This is a genomic window from Streptomyces sp. NPDC096013 (genome assembly GCF_044763565.1).
Lineage (GTDB): Bacteria > Actinomycetota > Actinomycetes > Streptomycetales > Streptomycetaceae > Streptomyces.
On sequence record NZ_JBIWGK010000004.1, the window covers coordinates 604,334 to 620,048 of the forward strand.

General features: G+C 70.4%; 16 protein-coding genes and 1 pseudogene. 5 read left to right on the top strand and 12 right to left on the bottom strand.

Annotation, left to right across the window (positions count from 1 at the left end):
• Nucleotides 1-3: 3 nt before the first annotated feature.
• The 6 genes and pseudogenes from ACIRB1_RS17425 to ACIRB1_RS17450 form a co-directional block, all read right to left on the bottom strand.
• Nucleotides 4-366 (bottom strand): STAS domain-containing protein, encoded by a 363-nt coding sequence (locus tag ACIRB1_RS17425; protein ID WP_352178981.1) that lies wholly within the window; start codon nucleotides 364-366, stop codon nucleotides 4-6.
• Nucleotides 363-1,652: a PP2C family protein-serine/threonine phosphatase gene (locus ACIRB1_RS17430; RefSeq protein WP_403466116.1), complete on the bottom strand. Its 1,290-nt coding sequence runs from the start codon at nucleotides 1,650-1,652 to the stop codon at nucleotides 363-365. Before ACIRB1_RS17430 ends, ACIRB1_RS17425 begins: the two co-directional genes overlap by 4 nt.
• A 26-nt stretch (nucleotides 1,653-1,678) precedes the next feature.
• Nucleotides 1,679-2,029 (bottom strand): annotated as a pseudogene (locus ACIRB1_RS17435) (alpha/beta fold hydrolase); the annotation flags it as partial.
• Between the two features lie 62 nt (nucleotides 2,030-2,091).
• Complete coding sequence (locus tag ACIRB1_RS17440) at nucleotides 2,092-2,538, bottom strand: hypothetical protein (protein WP_403466117.1); 447 nt, start codon at nucleotides 2,536-2,538, stop codon at nucleotides 2,092-2,094.
• A gap of 54 nt (nucleotides 2,539-2,592) precedes the next feature.
• Nucleotides 2,593-3,468 carry an RNA polymerase sigma factor SigF gene (locus ACIRB1_RS17445; RefSeq protein ID WP_403466221.1) on the bottom strand — a complete coding sequence of 292 codons (876 nt, stop codon included), beginning with the start codon at nucleotides 3,466-3,468 and terminating at the stop codon, nucleotides 2,593-2,595.
• Between the two features lie 182 nt (nucleotides 3,469-3,650).
• Nucleotides 3,651-4,505 carry a DUF1206 domain-containing protein gene (locus ACIRB1_RS17450; protein ID WP_403466118.1) on the bottom strand — a complete coding sequence of 285 codons (855 nt, stop codon included), beginning with the start codon at nucleotides 4,503-4,505 and terminating at the stop codon, nucleotides 3,651-3,653.
• A 208-nt stretch (nucleotides 4,506-4,713) separates the two neighbouring features.
• Between ACIRB1_RS17450 and dacB the strand changes: the two genes are divergently transcribed.
• Nucleotides 4,714-6,048: a D-alanyl-D-alanine carboxypeptidase/D-alanyl-D-alanine-endopeptidase gene (gene dacB, locus ACIRB1_RS17455; RefSeq protein WP_403466222.1), complete on the top strand. Its 1,335-nt coding sequence runs from the start codon at nucleotides 4,714-4,716 to the stop codon at nucleotides 6,046-6,048.
• Between the two features lie 240 nt (nucleotides 6,049-6,288).
• Nucleotides 6,289-6,561, top strand: a complete 273-nt coding sequence (locus ACIRB1_RS17460) for a DUF6355 family natural product biosynthesis protein (protein ID WP_403466223.1) — start codon at nucleotides 6,289-6,291, stop codon at nucleotides 6,559-6,561.
• A 68-nt stretch (nucleotides 6,562-6,629) separates the two neighbouring features.
• Here ACIRB1_RS17460 and ACIRB1_RS17465 read toward each other — a convergent pair whose 3' ends face one another.
• From ACIRB1_RS17465 to ACIRB1_RS17475, 3 genes are all read right to left on the bottom strand, one after another.
• Nucleotides 6,630-7,616 carry an Ig-like domain-containing protein gene (locus ACIRB1_RS17465; RefSeq protein WP_403466119.1) on the bottom strand — a complete coding sequence of 329 codons (987 nt, stop codon included), beginning with the start codon at nucleotides 7,614-7,616 and terminating at the stop codon, nucleotides 6,630-6,632.
• A gap of 202 nt (nucleotides 7,617-7,818) precedes the next feature.
• The gene (locus ACIRB1_RS17470) at nucleotides 7,819-9,273 is read right to left on the bottom strand and encodes a condensation domain-containing protein (protein ID WP_403466120.1); all 1,455 of its coding nucleotides are present in this window, start codon (nucleotides 9,271-9,273) and stop codon (nucleotides 7,819-7,821) included.
• A gap of 84 nt (nucleotides 9,274-9,357) precedes the next feature.
• A complete protein-coding gene (locus ACIRB1_RS17475; protein ID WP_403466121.1) occupies nucleotides 9,358-9,660 on the bottom strand; it encodes a hypothetical protein in 303 nt (100 codons plus the stop codon).
• Nucleotides 9,661-10,103: 443 nt separating this feature from the next.
• Between ACIRB1_RS17475 and ACIRB1_RS17480 the strand changes: the two genes are divergently transcribed.
• Together ACIRB1_RS17480 and ACIRB1_RS17485 are read left to right on the top strand one after the other, a co-directional pair.
• Nucleotides 10,104-10,766: a fasciclin domain-containing protein gene (locus tag ACIRB1_RS17480; protein WP_403466122.1), complete on the top strand. Its 663-nt coding sequence runs from the start codon at nucleotides 10,104-10,106 to the stop codon at nucleotides 10,764-10,766.
• 382 nt (nucleotides 10,767-11,148) lie between these two features.
• Nucleotides 11,149-11,661 (top strand): DUF4232 domain-containing protein, encoded by a 513-nt coding sequence (locus ACIRB1_RS17485; protein WP_403466123.1) that lies wholly within the window; start codon nucleotides 11,149-11,151, stop codon nucleotides 11,659-11,661.
• 82 nt (nucleotides 11,662-11,743) lie between these two features.
• Here the strand turns inward: ACIRB1_RS17485 and ACIRB1_RS17490 are convergent, their stop codons facing one another.
• Nucleotides 11,744-12,766, bottom strand: a complete 1,023-nt coding sequence (locus tag ACIRB1_RS17490) for an LLM class flavin-dependent oxidoreductase (protein WP_403466124.1) — start codon at nucleotides 12,764-12,766, stop codon at nucleotides 11,744-11,746.
• Between the two features lie 243 nt (nucleotides 12,767-13,009).
• A complete protein-coding gene (locus ACIRB1_RS17495; RefSeq protein ID WP_403466125.1) occupies nucleotides 13,010-13,462 on the bottom strand; it encodes an Lrp/AsnC family transcriptional regulator in 453 nt (150 codons plus the stop codon).
• A gap of 111 nt (nucleotides 13,463-13,573) precedes the next feature.
• Here ACIRB1_RS17495 and ACIRB1_RS17500 point away from each other — a divergent pair, with 111 nt between their 5' ends.
• A complete protein-coding gene (locus ACIRB1_RS17500; protein ID WP_403466126.1) occupies nucleotides 13,574-14,194 on the top strand; it encodes a LysE family translocator in 621 nt (206 codons plus the stop codon).
• A 191-nt stretch (nucleotides 14,195-14,385) separates the two neighbouring features.
• On the opposite strand, the gene ACIRB1_RS17505 is transcribed toward ACIRB1_RS17500, so the two are convergent.
• Nucleotides 14,386-15,402: a LacI family DNA-binding transcriptional regulator gene (locus ACIRB1_RS17505; RefSeq protein WP_403466127.1), complete on the bottom strand. Its 1,017-nt coding sequence runs from the start codon at nucleotides 15,400-15,402 to the stop codon at nucleotides 14,386-14,388.
• Between the last annotated feature and the right edge of the window lie 313 nt (nucleotides 15,403-15,715).

Below are 15,715 nucleotides of genomic sequence, written 5' to 3' on the forward strand. Positions count from 1 at the left end.
GCGTCAGGGGTGTGCGGCCGGCGGTGTCCAGGCCGCTTCCGCCTCCCGCGCGGTCGCGTGGGCGGGGAAGACCCGGTCGAGGCCGACCATTCGGAAGATCCGGCTGACGTGCGCGGGGACCGCCGCCAGCGCGATGGTCGCCCGGGCGGCGAGGGCGTGATTGCGGGCCGCCAGTAGGGCCGTGATGCCGCTGGAGTCGCAGAACGTGACACCGGCCAGGTCGACGACGAGTTGCTGGCCGTCGTGGAGCGCCAGCGCGGGCAGCAGGTCGCGCACCTCGGAGGAGCTGTCGTAGTCGAGTTCTCCGGCCAGTTCGACGACGGGGCCGGCGGGCGTGGTGCGGGTACGGATGGCGAGTTGGGTCACGGCTGCTCTTCGCTGGTGGGTCGGGGCACGTTGATGGCGAGGACGGCGGTGTCGTCGTCGACGCCGGTGCCGAAGGTGTCGAGCAGGTCGCGGATCGCGGCGACGGCCGCTGAGGCGGTGGTGGGGGCCAGGGCGCGGGCGAAGTCGAGGAGGGCCTCGTCGCCGTAGCGGTCGCCCTCGCCGGTGCGGTCCGGGTGGGCCTCGGTGAGGCCGTCCGTGTGCAGCAGGAGGGTGTCGCCCGCCGCCAGGTGCACGGTGGCGGTGGCGATATGGGCGTCGGGCAGCGCGCCGATGAGCTGTCCGCCGGGGGTCTCCACGGGGTCGGCGCTGCCGTCGGCGCGCAGCAGCAGGGCCGGGGGGTGGCCGCCGCTGGCCAGGGTGATGCGGAAGCCGCCGCGGTCGCCCTCGGGGGTGAGCAGGCCGAAGACGACGGTGCAGAACCGGGGGTCGTGGCCGTTGTACTCGTGGCTGAGGACGGTGTTGAGGTTGCTGAGGACGGCGGCCGGGTCGGGGTCGTAGACGGCGGCGGCGCGCAGGGTGTAGCGGGCCAGCGAGGTGACGGCCGCCGCCGCGGCGCCCTTGCCGCACACGTCGCCGAGGAAGAGTCCCCAGGTGCCGGCGGAGAGCGGGAAGAGGTCGTAGAAGTCGCCGCCGACCATGTCGGTGGAGGCCACGTGGTAGTGCGCGGCGACGTCAAGTCCCGGCACGTTCACGAGGGCCGGGGGCAGCAGGGTCTGCTGGAGGGTGACGTTGAGGCGCTTGAGCTCCTCGCGTTCGCGTTCCGCCTGCTGGCGGGCGCGCAGCAGTTCCGTCTCGTAGGCGCGGCGGTCGCGGGCGTCGAAGACGGTGGTGCGGATCAGCAGCGGCCGGCCGTCGCCGCCGGTCTTGACGGTGGAGGTGACCAGCACGGGCAGCCGGGCGCCGTCGGCCGCCCTCAGTTCGAGGGCGATGCCGCTGACCTCGCCCTGCATGCGCAGCAGCGGGGCGAAGTGGGTCTCGTGGTAGAGCCGGCCGCCCACGGTCAGCAGGTCGGCGAAGGTCCTGCGGCCCACCAGGTCGCCGTGGTCGTAGCCGAGCCAGTCGAGCAGCGTCGTGTTGATCTTGGCGATGGTGCCGTCCAGCAGGGTGGAGAGGAAGCCGCACGGCGCGTGCTCGTACAGGTCCTCGGCGCTGTCCTCCAGGAGCGCGGAGAACGCCGCGTGGTCGACACCGGGCGACTTGCCGGGCGCTGTCCCGTGGGGTCTCTCGGGCGCCCGGTGATCGCCGCTCTCGCCGTCGCCGCCCATCAGCGCACGGCTCGGACGAAGTCGGTGACGCGGGCGATGTCGGGATCGGTGCGGCAGAAGCTGTTGGTCAACTCCTCGCCCCGTTCCGGGCGTTCGGGGTTGCCCATGATCACCGGCGCCAAGGCGCCCGACCGGCCGAGGTGGTTCGCGTCCGGCGATTCCAGGAGTTCGTCGATGTCCTCGGCGCTGAATCCGCCGCGGTAGCCGGTCGCCGGGTCGCCGATGAAGCACGGCGAGGGGGCGAGCACGTCGTGTTCCGGGAGCGGTACCGCCAGCCGCCACATGCGCCGGCCGCACCCGAACCCGTGCGCCGGCATCACGACCGGCCCTCCGGCCCGGCCCGACACCGTCACGTGGTTCCTGCTCCGCACACCCATGCGGCTCATCCTCACAGACCGCGTCCCGCCCCACCCGTCGAAACCCACCCGTGCCGACGCGTTCAGGCCTGCTGTGGCTTGCCGAGGGACCAGCCGGAGACGTCCGTGAGCCGCCCGCGCCACAGCGGCATGACGACGGTCCCGCCGTTTCCGGCGACTCCGGTGGCGTCGCGCAGGTGGATCCACTGCGGCAGGCGCTGCGGGACGGGTCCGCCCTGCCGGTCCTCGACGACCTCGTCGACCTGCTGCGGGAACCGCTCCAGCAGCTGGGCTCCGGAGCCCTCCATGCCGTGCAGGCTGCGCGCCCAGTCGGTGGTCCATGCCTCGTGGGAGATCAGGTCGCCGTGGAGGAAGGCGCCTCCGACGGTGAGTGTGATGGGCAGGGCCGCCTGCGCGTCCTGGGCGATCAGCCGTACCAGCAGCTGGAGTTGGAGGTCGGGGACCGGCTCCGTCACGATCGGTGCGGCGGGCTGGTGCAGGGGATCGTGGTCGGTGCTCGTGGTGCTCATGCGGAGTGATCCTTTCGGGGCCGCGCGCGGTGAAGTCTGTCGGGCGGGGGGGGATCACGTGGGGAGCAGGCCGGTCTTCAGCTTGGCGAGGGTGCGGTTGAGCAGCCGGGAGATGTGCATCTGCGAGAGGTTCAGCTCGCGGCCGATCTCCGCCTGGGTCAGCTCCTGGCCGAAGCGCATCTCGATGATGGCGCGCTCCCGCTCGTCGAGCTGCTGGAGCAGCGGCGCGAGCGTGTGCAGGTCCTCGAAGAGCTCCATCGCCGGGTCGTCGTCGCCCATCGTGTCGGCGTACTTCGGCGCGCTGTCGGCCTCGTCGTCGCCGCTCGGGGTGTCGATGGAGCCGGCGACATAGCCGTTCGCGGCGACCAGGCCCTCGATGATCTCGTCCTCGGACAGCTTCAGATGGGCGGCGAGTTCCTTCACCGTGGGGGTGCGGCCCAGCTCGGTGGCGAGGGTCTCCTTGCTCTTCGCGAGGTCGACCCGGAGTTCCTGCAGGCGGCGCGGGACGTGCACGGCCCAGGTGGTGTCCCGGAAGAACCGCTTGATCTCACCGAGGATGTAGGGGATCGCGAAGGAGGTGAACTCGACCTCGCGGGTCAGGTCGAACCGGTCGATGGCCTTGATGAGGCCGATGGTGCCGACCTGGATGACGTCCTCCATGTCACCGCTGCCCCGGTTGCGGAACCGGCGCGCCGCGAAGTGCACCAGCGACAGGTTCATCTCGATGAGGGTGTTCCGCGCGTACTGGTACTCACGGGTGCCCTCCTCCAGCTCCTGGAGCCGGTCGAGGAAGAGCTTGGACAGCGCGCGGGCGTCCTTGGGAGCGACCTTCGCCCCGTCCTCGATCCACGGCAGGTCGTCGATGACCTCCGGGGCTCCCGTGCGGACAGGAGCAGTTGCCGCGAGGGCCTTCACGGAGGAAGCCACGATGCCGCCTTAGCTTGGAGAACAGGACGAACGTCGCGTGCCCCCATTGGAGCCGTGCATGTCTCCCCGCACCTCACAATTCCGCCGAGCCCCCGAAAACTTTCCCGCGAACCGCCCCCGTCACGCGAATACCTCCTGGTTTCACACCATTTCAGATGTTCTACGACGCTGTCATGCGCCGGGGTTCACAGGCGCCGCCAGCGGGCCGAGGCGAAGGAGAAGCCGCCGAAGAGGACCAGGCCCACAGCGACGGCGACCAGCAGCCACGGCCCCGCCGGGGTGTGCGCGAAGGTGCGCAGGGTGGCGTCCAGGCCCTTGGCCTGGTGCGGGTCGAAGCGGATCGCGGCCACCAGCGCGAACACGCCGACCCCGGAGAACACGACACCGCGCGCGGCACCCCCGCCCACGCCCAGCGCGGTGACGACCTGCCGCACCCGGCGGCTCATCCGCCCGGTCTCCAGCTTCCGCAGGAAACGCCGCATCAGGGCACGCACCGCGAGGACCACACCGACGCCGATGAGGACGCAGCCGACAAGACCCACGAGCCACCGCCCGCCCGGCCACTTCAGCGCCGAGGCGGTCCAGTCCTGCGACTTGCTGTCACTGCCGGACGAGCCGCCGGTGCCGGCCGCGAAGGACGCCGTACCCCAGCAGACGAAGCCGTAGAACACCGCCCGGCCGCCGTTCATCAGGCGTGAACCGACCTTGTTCCGAGGGCCGTTGGCGAGCAGCGCCTGGGAGGCGCGCCAGATGGCCATGCAGCCGAAGCCGATGACGAGCAGCCACAGCATCGCCTTGCCGAAGGGCTGCGCGGCGACCTCTTGCAACGCGCCCTGCCGGTCCGCCTCGCGGCCCCCGCCGCCGAACGCGATCCGAAGGGCGAGGACGCCGACGAGGACGTACACGACGCCGCGTGCGACGAATCCGGCGCGGCCCGTGACGGCCAGCGCCCGCTTGCCCTCGGCCTCTCGGGGTGCGCGGTTCCGGGCGGTGGAACTCGCCCTCCCCAGGCCCCACTTGTGCGTCTGCGACGAGGTCATGATGCCCTCCCGGTAACGCCGGACGGTCCGGAACACGGACGCTCGGTGCACGTCCCGTACTCTCGCGTGCCCCGTGTGGGCAGTTCGATGTGCGTCAAGGGCACGGCCTTGCCGATCGCCCGGCGAGGGGGCCTTCGGAACTGTTAGTTTCCTTTGCGTGATCCACTGGATCGCGTCCCCCACCCACACACCCCGCGGCGAGGCATGCATGCCCAACTCCCCTTCCGTAGACGGCATCAGCGGACGCCACCGCAAGAGCAGACCACTCAGTCCGGCGCTCCGCCGCGCCGCCGTCGTCGTCGTGGCCGCTCCCGTCGCCGGCACGATCCTGTTCGGCGGCTCCGCCTTCGCCGCCGGCCAGACCGCCGGCACGGCCACCACCGCGACGCTCGACCCGGCGGAGCAGAAGATCGCGGCCAATCTCGACGCCCGGGTCCAGGACACCCGTCTGGGCAGCACGTTCAGCGGTGTCGTCATCGACTCCACGGAGAGGACACCGATCTGGGGCCATGACGCGACCACGGCGCTGATGCCCGCGTCCAACACCAAACTCGGCACGTCCACGGCCGCGTTGACGATCCTCGGCCCCGGTCACCGCTTCACCACGAAGGTCGTCTACGACAACGGCACCCTCACGCTGGTCGGAGGCGGGGACCGCACCCTGACCACCGCCGACCTCACCACGATGGCGAAAACCGCCGTGGCGGGCCTGAAGAAGGCGGGCCTGACGTCGGTGAAGGTGGCGGTCGACGACAGTCTCTTCCCCGAGCCCACGCTCGCCACCGGCTGGAACGACGGCTACTACCCCGACTCCGTCGCGCCGGTACGCGCGCTGGTGGTCGACGGCCGCCATGTCACGGACACGTCGCTGGACGCCGGTCAGAGCTTCGCGAAGCTCGTCGCGGGGCAGGGGGTCACCGTCACCGGGACGGTCAAGCACGCCACCGCGGGCACCGGGGCCGTCCCCGTGGCGCGGCACGACTCCGCGGCCCTGTCGGCCATCGTGGAGCACATGCTCAAGGTGAGCGACAACGACATCGCCGAGACCCTGCTGCGGATGACCGCGCTGGCCGCCGGCCGCCCGGCCACCTTCGAGGACGGCACGGCGGTCGTCCGCGAGGTCCTCACGCAGTACGGCGTATCGCTAGCCGATTACGAGATCCACGACGGCAGCGGGCTGTCCCGCTCGAACCGCATTCCGGCCCGGGCGATCGCCGACATCCTGGACCTGGCCGACGACCCGGCCAACGCCCCGACCCTGAAGTACATCGTCGACGGGCTGCCCGTCTCGGGGGAGGCGGGTTCGACGCTGGGCCCGGAGTGGGGCCGCTTCGACACCGCGGACTCGAAGTGCGCCGTAGGAAAGGTCAGCGCCAAGACCGGCACGCTCACCGGCGCGATCGCGCTGAGCGGTCTGACGAAGGCCGAGGACGGGCGCTGGAAGATCTTCTCGTTCATCGAGAACAACTCCACGGCCGCTCCGGACGCCACCAAGGACGCCCTCGACGGTCTCGCGGCCACGGTCAACGGCTGCTGGGCGTAGCCGACCGGCGCACCGCACGACGATCGGTTCCGTGCGGCGGCGATCCATGCGGTCCCGCCGCCGGAACCATCCGATCGACGGAGCGACAAATCGATTCGCCGGGTGAACGCGCCGGCGTCCGGCCGACCGCACCGGTCAGCACGGCGATCCTGGAACGGCTGTCCGCCGAGCCGCGGCGACAGCCCTTCCAGGACCGTCCTCTCCCCTGACCAAGGAGTCCCTTTGCGTCTTCGTCGTACGGTGACCAGCGCCCTCGGTGCCGCCGCCCTCGTGCTGACCTCGCTGGGCGCGGTGGCCGCCGCGAGCCCCATCGCCTCGGGCGAGCCCTGCGGTTTCTACGAGACCGGGTCCGACGCCTTCTACCGCCACTGCACCACCGACGGCTCGCGGGTCGTCATCAAGGTGGAGGTCGCCCGGGCGCGCGACTACGAACGGTGTGTCGCGCGGGGCACGACCTGGCTGGGCTCCGCCCGCAAGATCCAGGGCGCTCACTACACGGGCCGCACCTGCTGACACCGGCCCGCATACGGCGCGGGGCCGCCCCTCTCGCGAGGGGCGGCCCCGAGTCGTCGACGGGTGTGTCACAGCGCGGCGGTCGTCCCCTCGCCGGAGCCGCTGCCCGCGAGCCACTGGGACCAGTCGAGGTTGAAGTCGGCGTAGCCGTTGTCGGCCGGGGCCTTGCCGCGGGGCGAGCCGGTGATGGTGATGGGGTCGCCCTGCTTGACCTGGCCGTAGAACCACTTGGCGTCCGACATCGACAGGTGGACGCAGCCGTGCGAACCACGGGCGCTGCCGGAACCGGGGTTCGGGTCGCCGGTCGAGTAGTGGACGTAGGTGCCGGACTGGGTGAGGTGGATGTCCCAGGGCAGCGTCAGGTCGTAGTAGTTGGGGCTGCCCTTGTCGCAGCTGATGCCGACGCTGCAGGAGGTCATGTGGACCTTCTCCTGCTTGTCGATGACGGCCATCGTGCCGTCCCAGGTCGGGTACTGGGCGCTGCCCGCGTTGATCGACAGGGTGCGCACGGCCTGGCCGTTCTTGGTCACCTTCATGGTGTGGTTGGTGACCGAGACGTCCGCGCGGACGTCGTCGCCGACCTTGAAGGTGTGGGTGTAGTTGTGCACGCCGTAGCGGCCGTTGCCGTTGCTGACGCCCGTCATGTCGGCGTCGATCTTCACGGTCGTGCCGGCGGGCCAGTACGTCTTCGGACGCCAGTCGGCGCGCCTGTCGCCCATCCAGTGCCAGGCGCCGACCACCGACTGCGAGGCGCTGACCTTCATGTGCTTCTCGACGGTGGCACGCGCCTTGGCGGACACCGGGTTGGTGAAGATCACCGAGATCGGCATGGCCACGCCGACCGTGGTGCCGGTCTGCGGGGTGATCGTGTCCAGCAGCATCGGCGGGCCGGCGGGTTTCGTCGGCGACGGAGAGGTGCTCACGGTCGCCTTGCCCGACGCCTTCGCGTCGTTGCCGCTCGCCTTGTCGCTGCCACCCCCGCCACAGGCACTCGCGCCCACCAGCACCGCACCCGTCACGAGTGCGATCCCTATGCTGCCCTTGCGCCGTCCCACGACGTGCCCCGCTCTCTCTCGGTTCCCCGGCCCTGACGGGCCCGACTCACAGTCAGACAGCGACTGCGGGGGCGGCAGTTGCGTGCGGCGCGTAAAGCGTGTCTCAAGATTCCGTACGCACCGGGTGACCCGGGCCCGCGAGCACTCCGCGTCACCGGCCGCCACTCCCCGGCACGGCCTCCCGCCGTCCTCCCCATCGCTCCTACCTTGAATACGCGCGGGTATGCAGAAACTCCCAATCCCCGTGCCGCTGGGCCGGGATCGTGCCGCAGCGTGAGATCTCCAGCAGGACGCGCCGCAGCCTGTGGCGCAGGTCCGTCATCGTGCGGCGGGACCGCGGTGTGTCGGCGTAGATCGAGTTGATGTGCAGGCCGGAGGTGTCCCGCTGGAACCAGGAGGAGGTCCCGTTGGAGCGTGACGCCCAGACGTGGGCCGTGGGCCGCCAGTCCTCGTGGTGCTCCGCTCCCGGGCACTTCCGCATGTCGACGTAGGAGAAGAAGTTCACCGGGAACGGCCAGGTGCGCAGGGCGAACTCGTCCGGCGCGAGCAGCTCCCACACCCGCACGAACGGTACGTCGACGCTGCGCAGCATCTCCGCGAAACCGGCCCGCACGTTCGCCATCACCTCGGCGAAGTCCTCGTCCTCGGCGACGGAGAACTCGATGGGCATGGTGTTCACGAACCAGCCCATCGAGTGCAGCCACTCGCCCCGGCCGCGTTCGCTGACCGGCATCAGCCCGCGGTAGACCCCGGGACCGCCCGCCTGCCGCAGCGCGATCGCCACGGCGGCCAGCACCCCCATGAACGCCTTCCCGCCGACGGCACGGCAGCGGCTCTCCAGCTCGGCGGTCTGCCGGGCGTCGAGGAGCGGGCCCGCCTCGTTGACGGTGGGGTAGGTGCGGCCGGGCTCGATGCCGAGGTCCAGCGGGAACCTCGGGAAGAACTCGCCGTTCCGCGCGATGAAGGACTTCCAGTAGTCCAGCCGGCCGTCCGACTCGCTGATGGACAGATAGTGGTGGCGCTGTTCCTGCGCGAAGTCCAGATAACTCCCGGCAGCCGGGAGTACGACGTCACGTCCGGCCGCGTACGAGGCGTACGCGGTGCGGACGTCGCTGACGACGTTCGGCATCGACATTCCGTCGCACACGATGTGGTCGAAAGCGAGGTACACCGTCGAGACGTCGTCCCTGACCACGGCCCCCATCAGGAACAGCGGCCACGAAAGCGTGTCGATCTGCTCCTTGAAACCGTCGCCCAGGAACGTCCGGAGCTCCTCGGTGGATGCGAATTCCCCTACGTCGACCGCGGTCAGTCCGATGTCCTCCGGCCGCAGCGGTTCGCACGCCAACTCCCCGGCCAGGCGCCGGAATTCGCACCGCAGCACCTCATGCCGCCGGGCGAAGTGCAGCAGCGCGGACTCCAGCGCCCGCCGGTCGAGGGCGCCCGGCACCTCGAACGTGACGGCGAGCCAGGACGAGAACCCGTCGTCCTCGCGCCGTCCTTCCTCGGCCACGGTGAAGTGCTTGTCCTGGTTGAACGAGGCCTGTTTGACCAGCCCTTCACCAGCACCGCCACCCCGCTCCCCCGTCCGATGAAGCCGCCACTCCACCAACCGCCCGGGCGCCAAGTCGAGCGCCTCCAGGGGAAACTGCCTCATGCCGGCTCTCCCGCCACCTAAGAACGACTCTCCGGACGGCTAACGACCGCGAGTGCCTGGCGTGTCGCCCTTGGCCGAGGAGGCTCAGGGGGCGGCTGGCGGGTTGCCGCTCCGCGCGCTCATGGGTAACCGGGTTTCCCCGCCTCCGCGAATCGAGCCGATCACCACGCCGAGCGGATCATCGGCGTCGGGGATCTCGAACCCCAGCGTCTCGCGGGCGTACTCACGGGCGGCCCGGCGATCGTCGTCATCGGCGACGCGGATCTCGTTACGGCCCGGCGGATATCCGTGTGCCGCCTCGAAGGTGGACACCATCGCGCCGACCGCGTCCGTGATCTCCTCACGCCAACGTGACAACCATGCGGCCGAGTACGGGAGTTGATCCATGGCGCCCGGATCATTTCACCCCGCGTGGGCGACTTGCCGGGGTGGGTGAGCGGGGATCGGGAGCGCGGCCCTGTCGGCCGACGTGCGGGGTGCGGGGTGCGGGGAGCTCGATGCTCCGGAGGGACCTAACCCCTTTCGCCAATTCCCTGGATACGGCAATTCCGGAGGCCATATATCCGTAGCCACCCCGCTCCCCGGATTGGTCTGAGGGAAAGTTTCATCAGATCGGGCAGACGGCCAATCCGGCGGCCATTCGGAACCGGATTCCCCACGTGACCGACGACGAGCAGATCCCCCGGCCCGGAATGCGCACGGTGCGGTTTTCGCACGGCGATTCCGGTACGTCGGCGCGGACATCTCGACGAGTCGGCCCGGCTGACCACGTACGACCTTTCTCACCCCCCTCTGCCGGCACGCGCCGCACGAGCAACAGGAGAAACACCATGACCACCCGCATCCGTATGCGCCGTACCGCCCTTGTCCTCGCCGCCTCCGCCGTGCTGCCGCTGGCCCTCAGCGCCTGCGGCAGCAGCGGCAGTGACTCCGCGAAGTCCGATGCCTCCACCAAGGCGTCGTCGACCGCGACCGCCGCCGACAACGGCATGACCGGTGCCGGTGCCACGACGTCCGGTCAGCCCCTCGGTACCGGGTGTGCCGCCGTGCCGAAGAGCGGTTCCGGTTCCTTCGACGGCATGGCTCAGGACCCGGTGGCCACCGCCGCGTCGAACAATCCCGCGCTGTCGACGCTGGTGGCCGCGGTGAAGAAGGCCGGGCTGGTCGACACTCTCAACAACGCCCAGAACATCACGGTGTTCGCGCCGACCAACGACGCCTTTGCGAAGATCCCGAAGGCCACCCTGGACAAGGTCCTCAACGACAAGGCCCAGCTGACGAAGATCCTCACCTACCACGTCGTGGGCCAGCAACTGACGCCCAAGGACCTGGAGAAGGGCTCCTTCACCACGCTGGAGAAGTCGAAGGTGACCACCTCCGGCTCGGGCGAGAACTACACCGTCAACGGCTCGTCCAAGGTCGTCTGCGGCGACGTCAAGACCGCCAACGCCACCGTCTACATCGTCGACACCGTCCTGATGCCCACCAGCTGAGGGTCCACTGGCAGGCCGGGTACCCGATGTCACGGCGTCCGGCCGTACGGCTCCTGTGACGGGGAAACGGGAGACGGTGAGGGGCGAGGCACCCATGGCCTCGCCCCTCACTGCTGCCCACAGCCACCGCCCGACGGCCTGAACCCGCCCTGGACGCACGGTCGAACTGATCGCCGACGGAACCCGGGTGACCGAGGCAACGACCAACTGGTCGATCCCGTCTGGTAGTTCGGGGACCGTGGCGATGCTTGAGGAACCTTTGGGGCAACTGTCACTGAACCAGGACATATCGCATAGGGATGTGAGGGCAGGATGGGCGTTGACCATGTTTCTGACGGTGAACACCCGTCAGGGGCATAGAACAAGGCAAGGAGTGTTCTTGATGCGTACCAACCGGAAGATCGCCGTCAGCCTCGTCGCAGCCGCCGTCCTGGCGGGCGTCGGAGGAGCGGGGATCGCGCAGGCGGCACCGGCGGCGAACGGGAGCGCCGCCCCCTCCGCCTGCCGACCGGCCAACCACACCGCGAAGATCACCGCGGACACCTCCAGCGCGGGACACCGTCACTACCGTGTCACCCTGACGGCGCCGCGCGGCTACGCCTCGTGCAAGCTCGCCGGTTCGCCCACCGGCGTGCGGTTCACCGACCACGGCACGGGCACCGGGGTCACGCCGCACAGCTACGGCGGCCAGCGGACCGCCGTGACCTTCGGCCCGGGCCACCCGGTCCACTTCGACATCCAGGTCCCGAACAACGCCCGGAGCAAGGCCGCGAACGAGGCGTCGTTCACGCTGCGCACCCCGGGCGGCGGCCAGATCCCCGGCAAGTCCTTCGCCGAGGGCCGGCTCAAGGTCGCCGTCGGCACCCAGATCGGCCCGGTCCAGCGCGGCGCCTGACCTTCCGCACCCCGTCCACCTTGGTGGCGTCCCGCGACAGCGTCTCCGTCGCGGGACGCCACCGGCGTTTTCGTGCGGGGGTTCAGCGCCAGCCGAGCTCCGGTGCCACCTGGGTCAGGATGCTCTCCAGGACATGGGCGTTGTAGTCGACGCCGAGCTGGTTCGGGACGGTGAGCAGGAGGGTGTCCGCGGCCTGGACTGCCTCGTCCTCGCGGAGCTGCTTCACCAGCACGTCCGGCTCGGCGGCGTACGAGCGACCGAAGATCGCCCTGGTCGTGTCGTCGATCATGCCGACCTGGTCCCGTGACTCGCGGTCGTGGCCGAAGTAGGCCCGGTCCATGTCGTTGGTCAGGGCGAAGATGCTGCGGCTGACGGACACCCGCGGCTCACGCGTGTGCCCCGCCTCCTTGTACGCCTCGCGGTACGCCTCGATCTGCTTGCGCTGCTGGACGTGCAGCGGTTCGCCGGTCTCGTCGTCCTTCAGGGTGGAGCTCTGGAGGTTCATCCCCAGCCGCGCGGCCCATACGGCGGTCGCGTTCGAGCTGGAGCCCCACCAGATCCGGTCGCGCAGCCCCTCGGAGTACGGCTCGACGCGCAGCAGGCCCGGCGGGTTGGGGAACATCGGCCGCGGGTTCGGCCGCGCGAAACCGTCGCCCTCGATCACCTTGAGGAATGCCTCGGCGTGGTGGCGTGCCATGTCCGCGCCGGTCTCGCCCTCCGCGGGCGCGTAACCGAAGTACCGCCAGCCGTCGATCACCTGCTCCGGTGACCCACGGCTGATGCCGAGCTGGAGCCGGCCGCCGGAGATGAGGTCGGCGGCGCCCGCGTTCTCGGCCATGTACAGCGGGTTCTCGTACCGCATGTCGATCACGCCGGTGCCGATCTCGATCTTCGAGGTCCGCGCCCCGATGGCCGAGAGCAGCGGGAACGGGCTGCCCGCCTGCTGCGCGAAGTGGTGCACGCGGAAGTACGCGCCGTCCACGCCCAGTTCCTCGGCGGCGACCGCCAGATCGATGGACTGGTGCAGGAAGTCGGCGGCGGACCGGGTCTTGGAGTGCGGACTCGGCGACCAGTGACCGAACGAAAGGAAACCTATCTTCTTCACGCAGGTCACAGCGTCCTAGAGCCCCGTTTGATTCCCGCACCGACCCTCCGTGACAGCAGCCGTCGTGCCCAGCGGCACGGTCGCGGTGAGGGTCTCCACGGGGCGGTCCGGACGAGGTGTGCGCCGGCTGATCCACTCGGCGGAGTCCGGCCAACCAACCCGTCCGCAGGGTGAGTTGACACCTCTGATCCGCTACGACGACAGGGCAGCGTGCTGCGGCTCGACCGCTGGCCCCCTCGGCGGCTACTCCGGCAGCGGCCGGTCCTGCACGACGTTCTTCATGACCAGGGTGGACGTCAGCCGCTGGACACCCGGGAGCCGGGCGAGCTGCCGGTCGTAGAGCTGCTGGAACGCGTCGAGGTCCGCGGTCGCGACCCGGAGGAGGTAGTCGGGCTCGCCGAACAGCCGTTGCGCCTGGAGCACATGCGGCACGGCGGCCACGGCCTCTTCGAAGGCGGTGACGGTGTCGGGGGTCTCCCACCGCAGGGTGACGAAGACGAGTGCCTCGAAGTCCAGCCCTACGGCGGCGGGGTCGACGACGGCACGGTAGCCGCGGATCGCACCCTGGCGTTCGAGGTCGCGCAGTCGGCGGTGGCACGGCGACACGCTGAGCTGTACGCGCGCGGCCAGTTCGGTGATGGTCAGGCGGCCGTCGAGCTGTAGCTCGGTCAGAATCTTCCGGTCCAGGGCGTCCATGGAGAAGATTCTCCCTCGGATCGCCCGATCGCGAGGTAAATGCGCAAACACCTTCGGGCGTATCCCGCCTAGCTTTCCCTCCGGAGCAAGACGTGCGAGAGGGAACGAGCGATGGATACGACGACACTGGCCGCCTTCCTGGCCGTGGACCTGCTGCTGGTGTTCACGCCCGGCGCCGACTGGGCCTACGCGGTCTCCGCCGGACTGCGGGGGCGCTCGGTCGTCCCGGCCGTCACGGGGCTGATAGCCGGGCACGCGGCCTACGCGCTGGTGGCCGTCGCGGGCCTGGCGGTGATCGTCGCGAACTCCCCGGCCGCGCTCACCGCCCTGACCGTGGCGGGGGCCGGTTACCTGCTGTGGCTGGGCTGGGGCGTCCTGCGGCAACCGGCCGTACCGGCGACGGCCGCCGACGACAGCGCGGACACCTCCCGCCTTCAGGCCGTCCTCAAGGGCGCCGGGACAAGCGGCCTGAACCCCAAGGCGCTGCTGCTGTACTTCTCGCTGTTCCCGCAGTTCATCCACCCGGCCACGGGCTGGCCGGTCGCCGCGCAGACCGGGCTGCTCAGCACCGTGCACCTGACCGCGTGCGCCGTCGTCTACCTCGGCGTCGGCGTCCTGTCCCGCACGGTCCTGAGCACCCGCCCCTCGGCCGCCCTGGCCGTCACCCGCGTCAGCGGCGCCATGATGCTCGCCATCGGCGGCTTCCTGCTGGTGGAACGCCTGACCCACTGAGGAACCCGGCCCGGACCTGGGGAGAGCACCCAGGTGGAAGACCCGCCGCACCCAGACCGTCCGCCAGCCGGAGGTCTACGGCGTCCAGCTCGACGACACCCGGACTTGCCGCGAACGGCCGGCAGACGCTGCTCCGGGTGAAGGGCCGCCGCCGGCTCCGGCGGCACGGAAGCCTGCCTGACGCCTCCCGCTCAGCGCGGCCCCGCCGTAGTCCGCCGCTCGACGAGATGCGGAGCGAGGACCACCTCCCGGGGTTCGGTGCGCCCCTGGTCGAGGCGCTCCACCGCGGCAGCCACCGCGTAACGCGCCTGCTCCTCCGCTCCCTGACTGACCGTCGTCAGGTCGAAGCAGCTCAGACGGGAGAGCCTGTCGTCGTCGTATCCCGCGACCGACACCTCACCGGGGACGGAGACACCGGCGCGGGCGAGAGCGGCCAGGACACCGATCGCGCTCTGGTCGTTGAACGCGACCACGGCAGTGGGCAGTTCACTCGCGTCGAGAAGATGGCGGGCCGCACGCTCACCGGCCGCCTCGGTGTTGTCACCGCGCAGCACGCTGATGTGCGCGTCCAGACCGTGGCGCCGCATGGCGCTGCGGTATCCGCGGCGCCGGTCGGTCGCGATCACTCCCCTGCCTCCGTCGACGTACGTGATCTCGCGGTGCCCGAGTGCCACGAGACGGTCGACGATCTGCCCGACGCCGTCGTCGTCGGCGGTGCGCACCACGTCCAGCCCGCCCGCCTCGATACGGCGGCCCACGACGATCACGGGGGCCTTGCCGTCGAGCGCGGCGAGTTCGGCGACGGGGGCGGTCGGCCCGAGCAGGATCAGCGCCTCACTGCGAAAGGCGAGCAGCGTCTCGACGGCGGTGCGTTCGTCGCGGGTACGGGTCTGGGTGCTCAGGACGAGGTCGTAGCCGACGTCCTCGGCGGCCGAGTGCAGCTGCTCGACCAAGTCCGCGTGGAAGGGGCTGTGCACGTCGACCATGACACCGAGCATCCTCGTCCGTCTGCTGGCCAGCAGGCTGGCGGTGCGGTCCACCTGATAGCCGAGGTCGGCAGCGGCCTTCAGGACCCGCTGCCGGGTGCGCTCGCTGGGCCCCGCCACACCGCGCAGCACGAGGGAGACGGACGCGGTGGAGACACCCACCCGCGCGGCCACGTCCTCCAGTCGCGGGCGCTTCTTCGCCGCTGCCCGGTGGCCTTCCACCCCGACCTCCTCCACTGTGCCTCCCGGCCGCGGTCTTCTCGCGCAACACCCTTGACACGCTCTCGGAACGAGCCGATAGTACCAGGAATTAAAGCGCTTTAAATTGTCCTGACGTTCCACCGAAGGCAGCCGGCCCATCGCCCGCGACCGACGGGGACACCTCCACTCCGTCGACGCCGCCCACAAGGCGGACCAAGCGGACACGGACGGCGCATCCGGCCGCCGCAGATCCATGCGGGCCGACTCCGATCCCCCACCCCGAACCCGGCCCGTCAAGCAGCAGCGGACTCGCCTCCCTGCTCCCTCATCCAGC

Bases quoted from the DNA above. Each gene is read 5' to 3' on its own strand.
- ACIRB1_RS17430 (WP_403466116.1), bottom strand. From the start codon at position 1,652: ATGGGCGGCGACGGCGAGAGCGGCGATCACCGGGCGCCCGAGAGACCC.
- ACIRB1_RS17470 (WP_403466120.1), bottom strand. From the start codon at position 9,273: ATGAGGCAGTTTCCCCTGGAGGCGCTCGACTTGGCGCCCGGGCGGTTG.
- ACIRB1_RS17440 (WP_403466117.1), bottom strand. From the start codon at position 2,538: ATGAGCACCACGAGCACCGACCACGATCCCCTGCACCAGCCCGCCGCA.
- ACIRB1_RS17480 (WP_403466122.1), top strand. From the start codon at position 10,104: ATGACCACCCGCATCCGTATGCGCCGTACCGCCCTTGTCCTCGCCGCC.
- ACIRB1_RS17450 (WP_403466118.1), bottom strand. From the start codon at position 4,505: ATGACCTCGTCGCAGACGCACAAGTGGGGCCTGGGGAGGGCGAGTTCC.
- ACIRB1_RS17485 (WP_403466123.1), top strand. From the start codon at position 11,149: ATGCGTACCAACCGGAAGATCGCCGTCAGCCTCGTCGCAGCCGCCGTC.
- ACIRB1_RS17495 (WP_403466125.1), bottom strand. From the start codon at position 13,462: ATGGACGCCCTGGACCGGAAGATTCTGACCGAGCTACAGCTCGACGGC.
- ACIRB1_RS17475 (WP_403466121.1), bottom strand. From the start codon at position 9,660: ATGGATCAACTCCCGTACTCGGCCGCATGGTTGTCACGTTGGCGTGAG.
- ACIRB1_RS17500 (WP_403466126.1), top strand. From the start codon at position 13,574: ATGGATACGACGACACTGGCCGCCTTCCTGGCCGTGGACCTGCTGCTG.
- dacB (WP_403466222.1), top strand. From the start codon at position 4,714: ATGCCCAACTCCCCTTCCGTAGACGGCATCAGCGGACGCCACCGCAAG.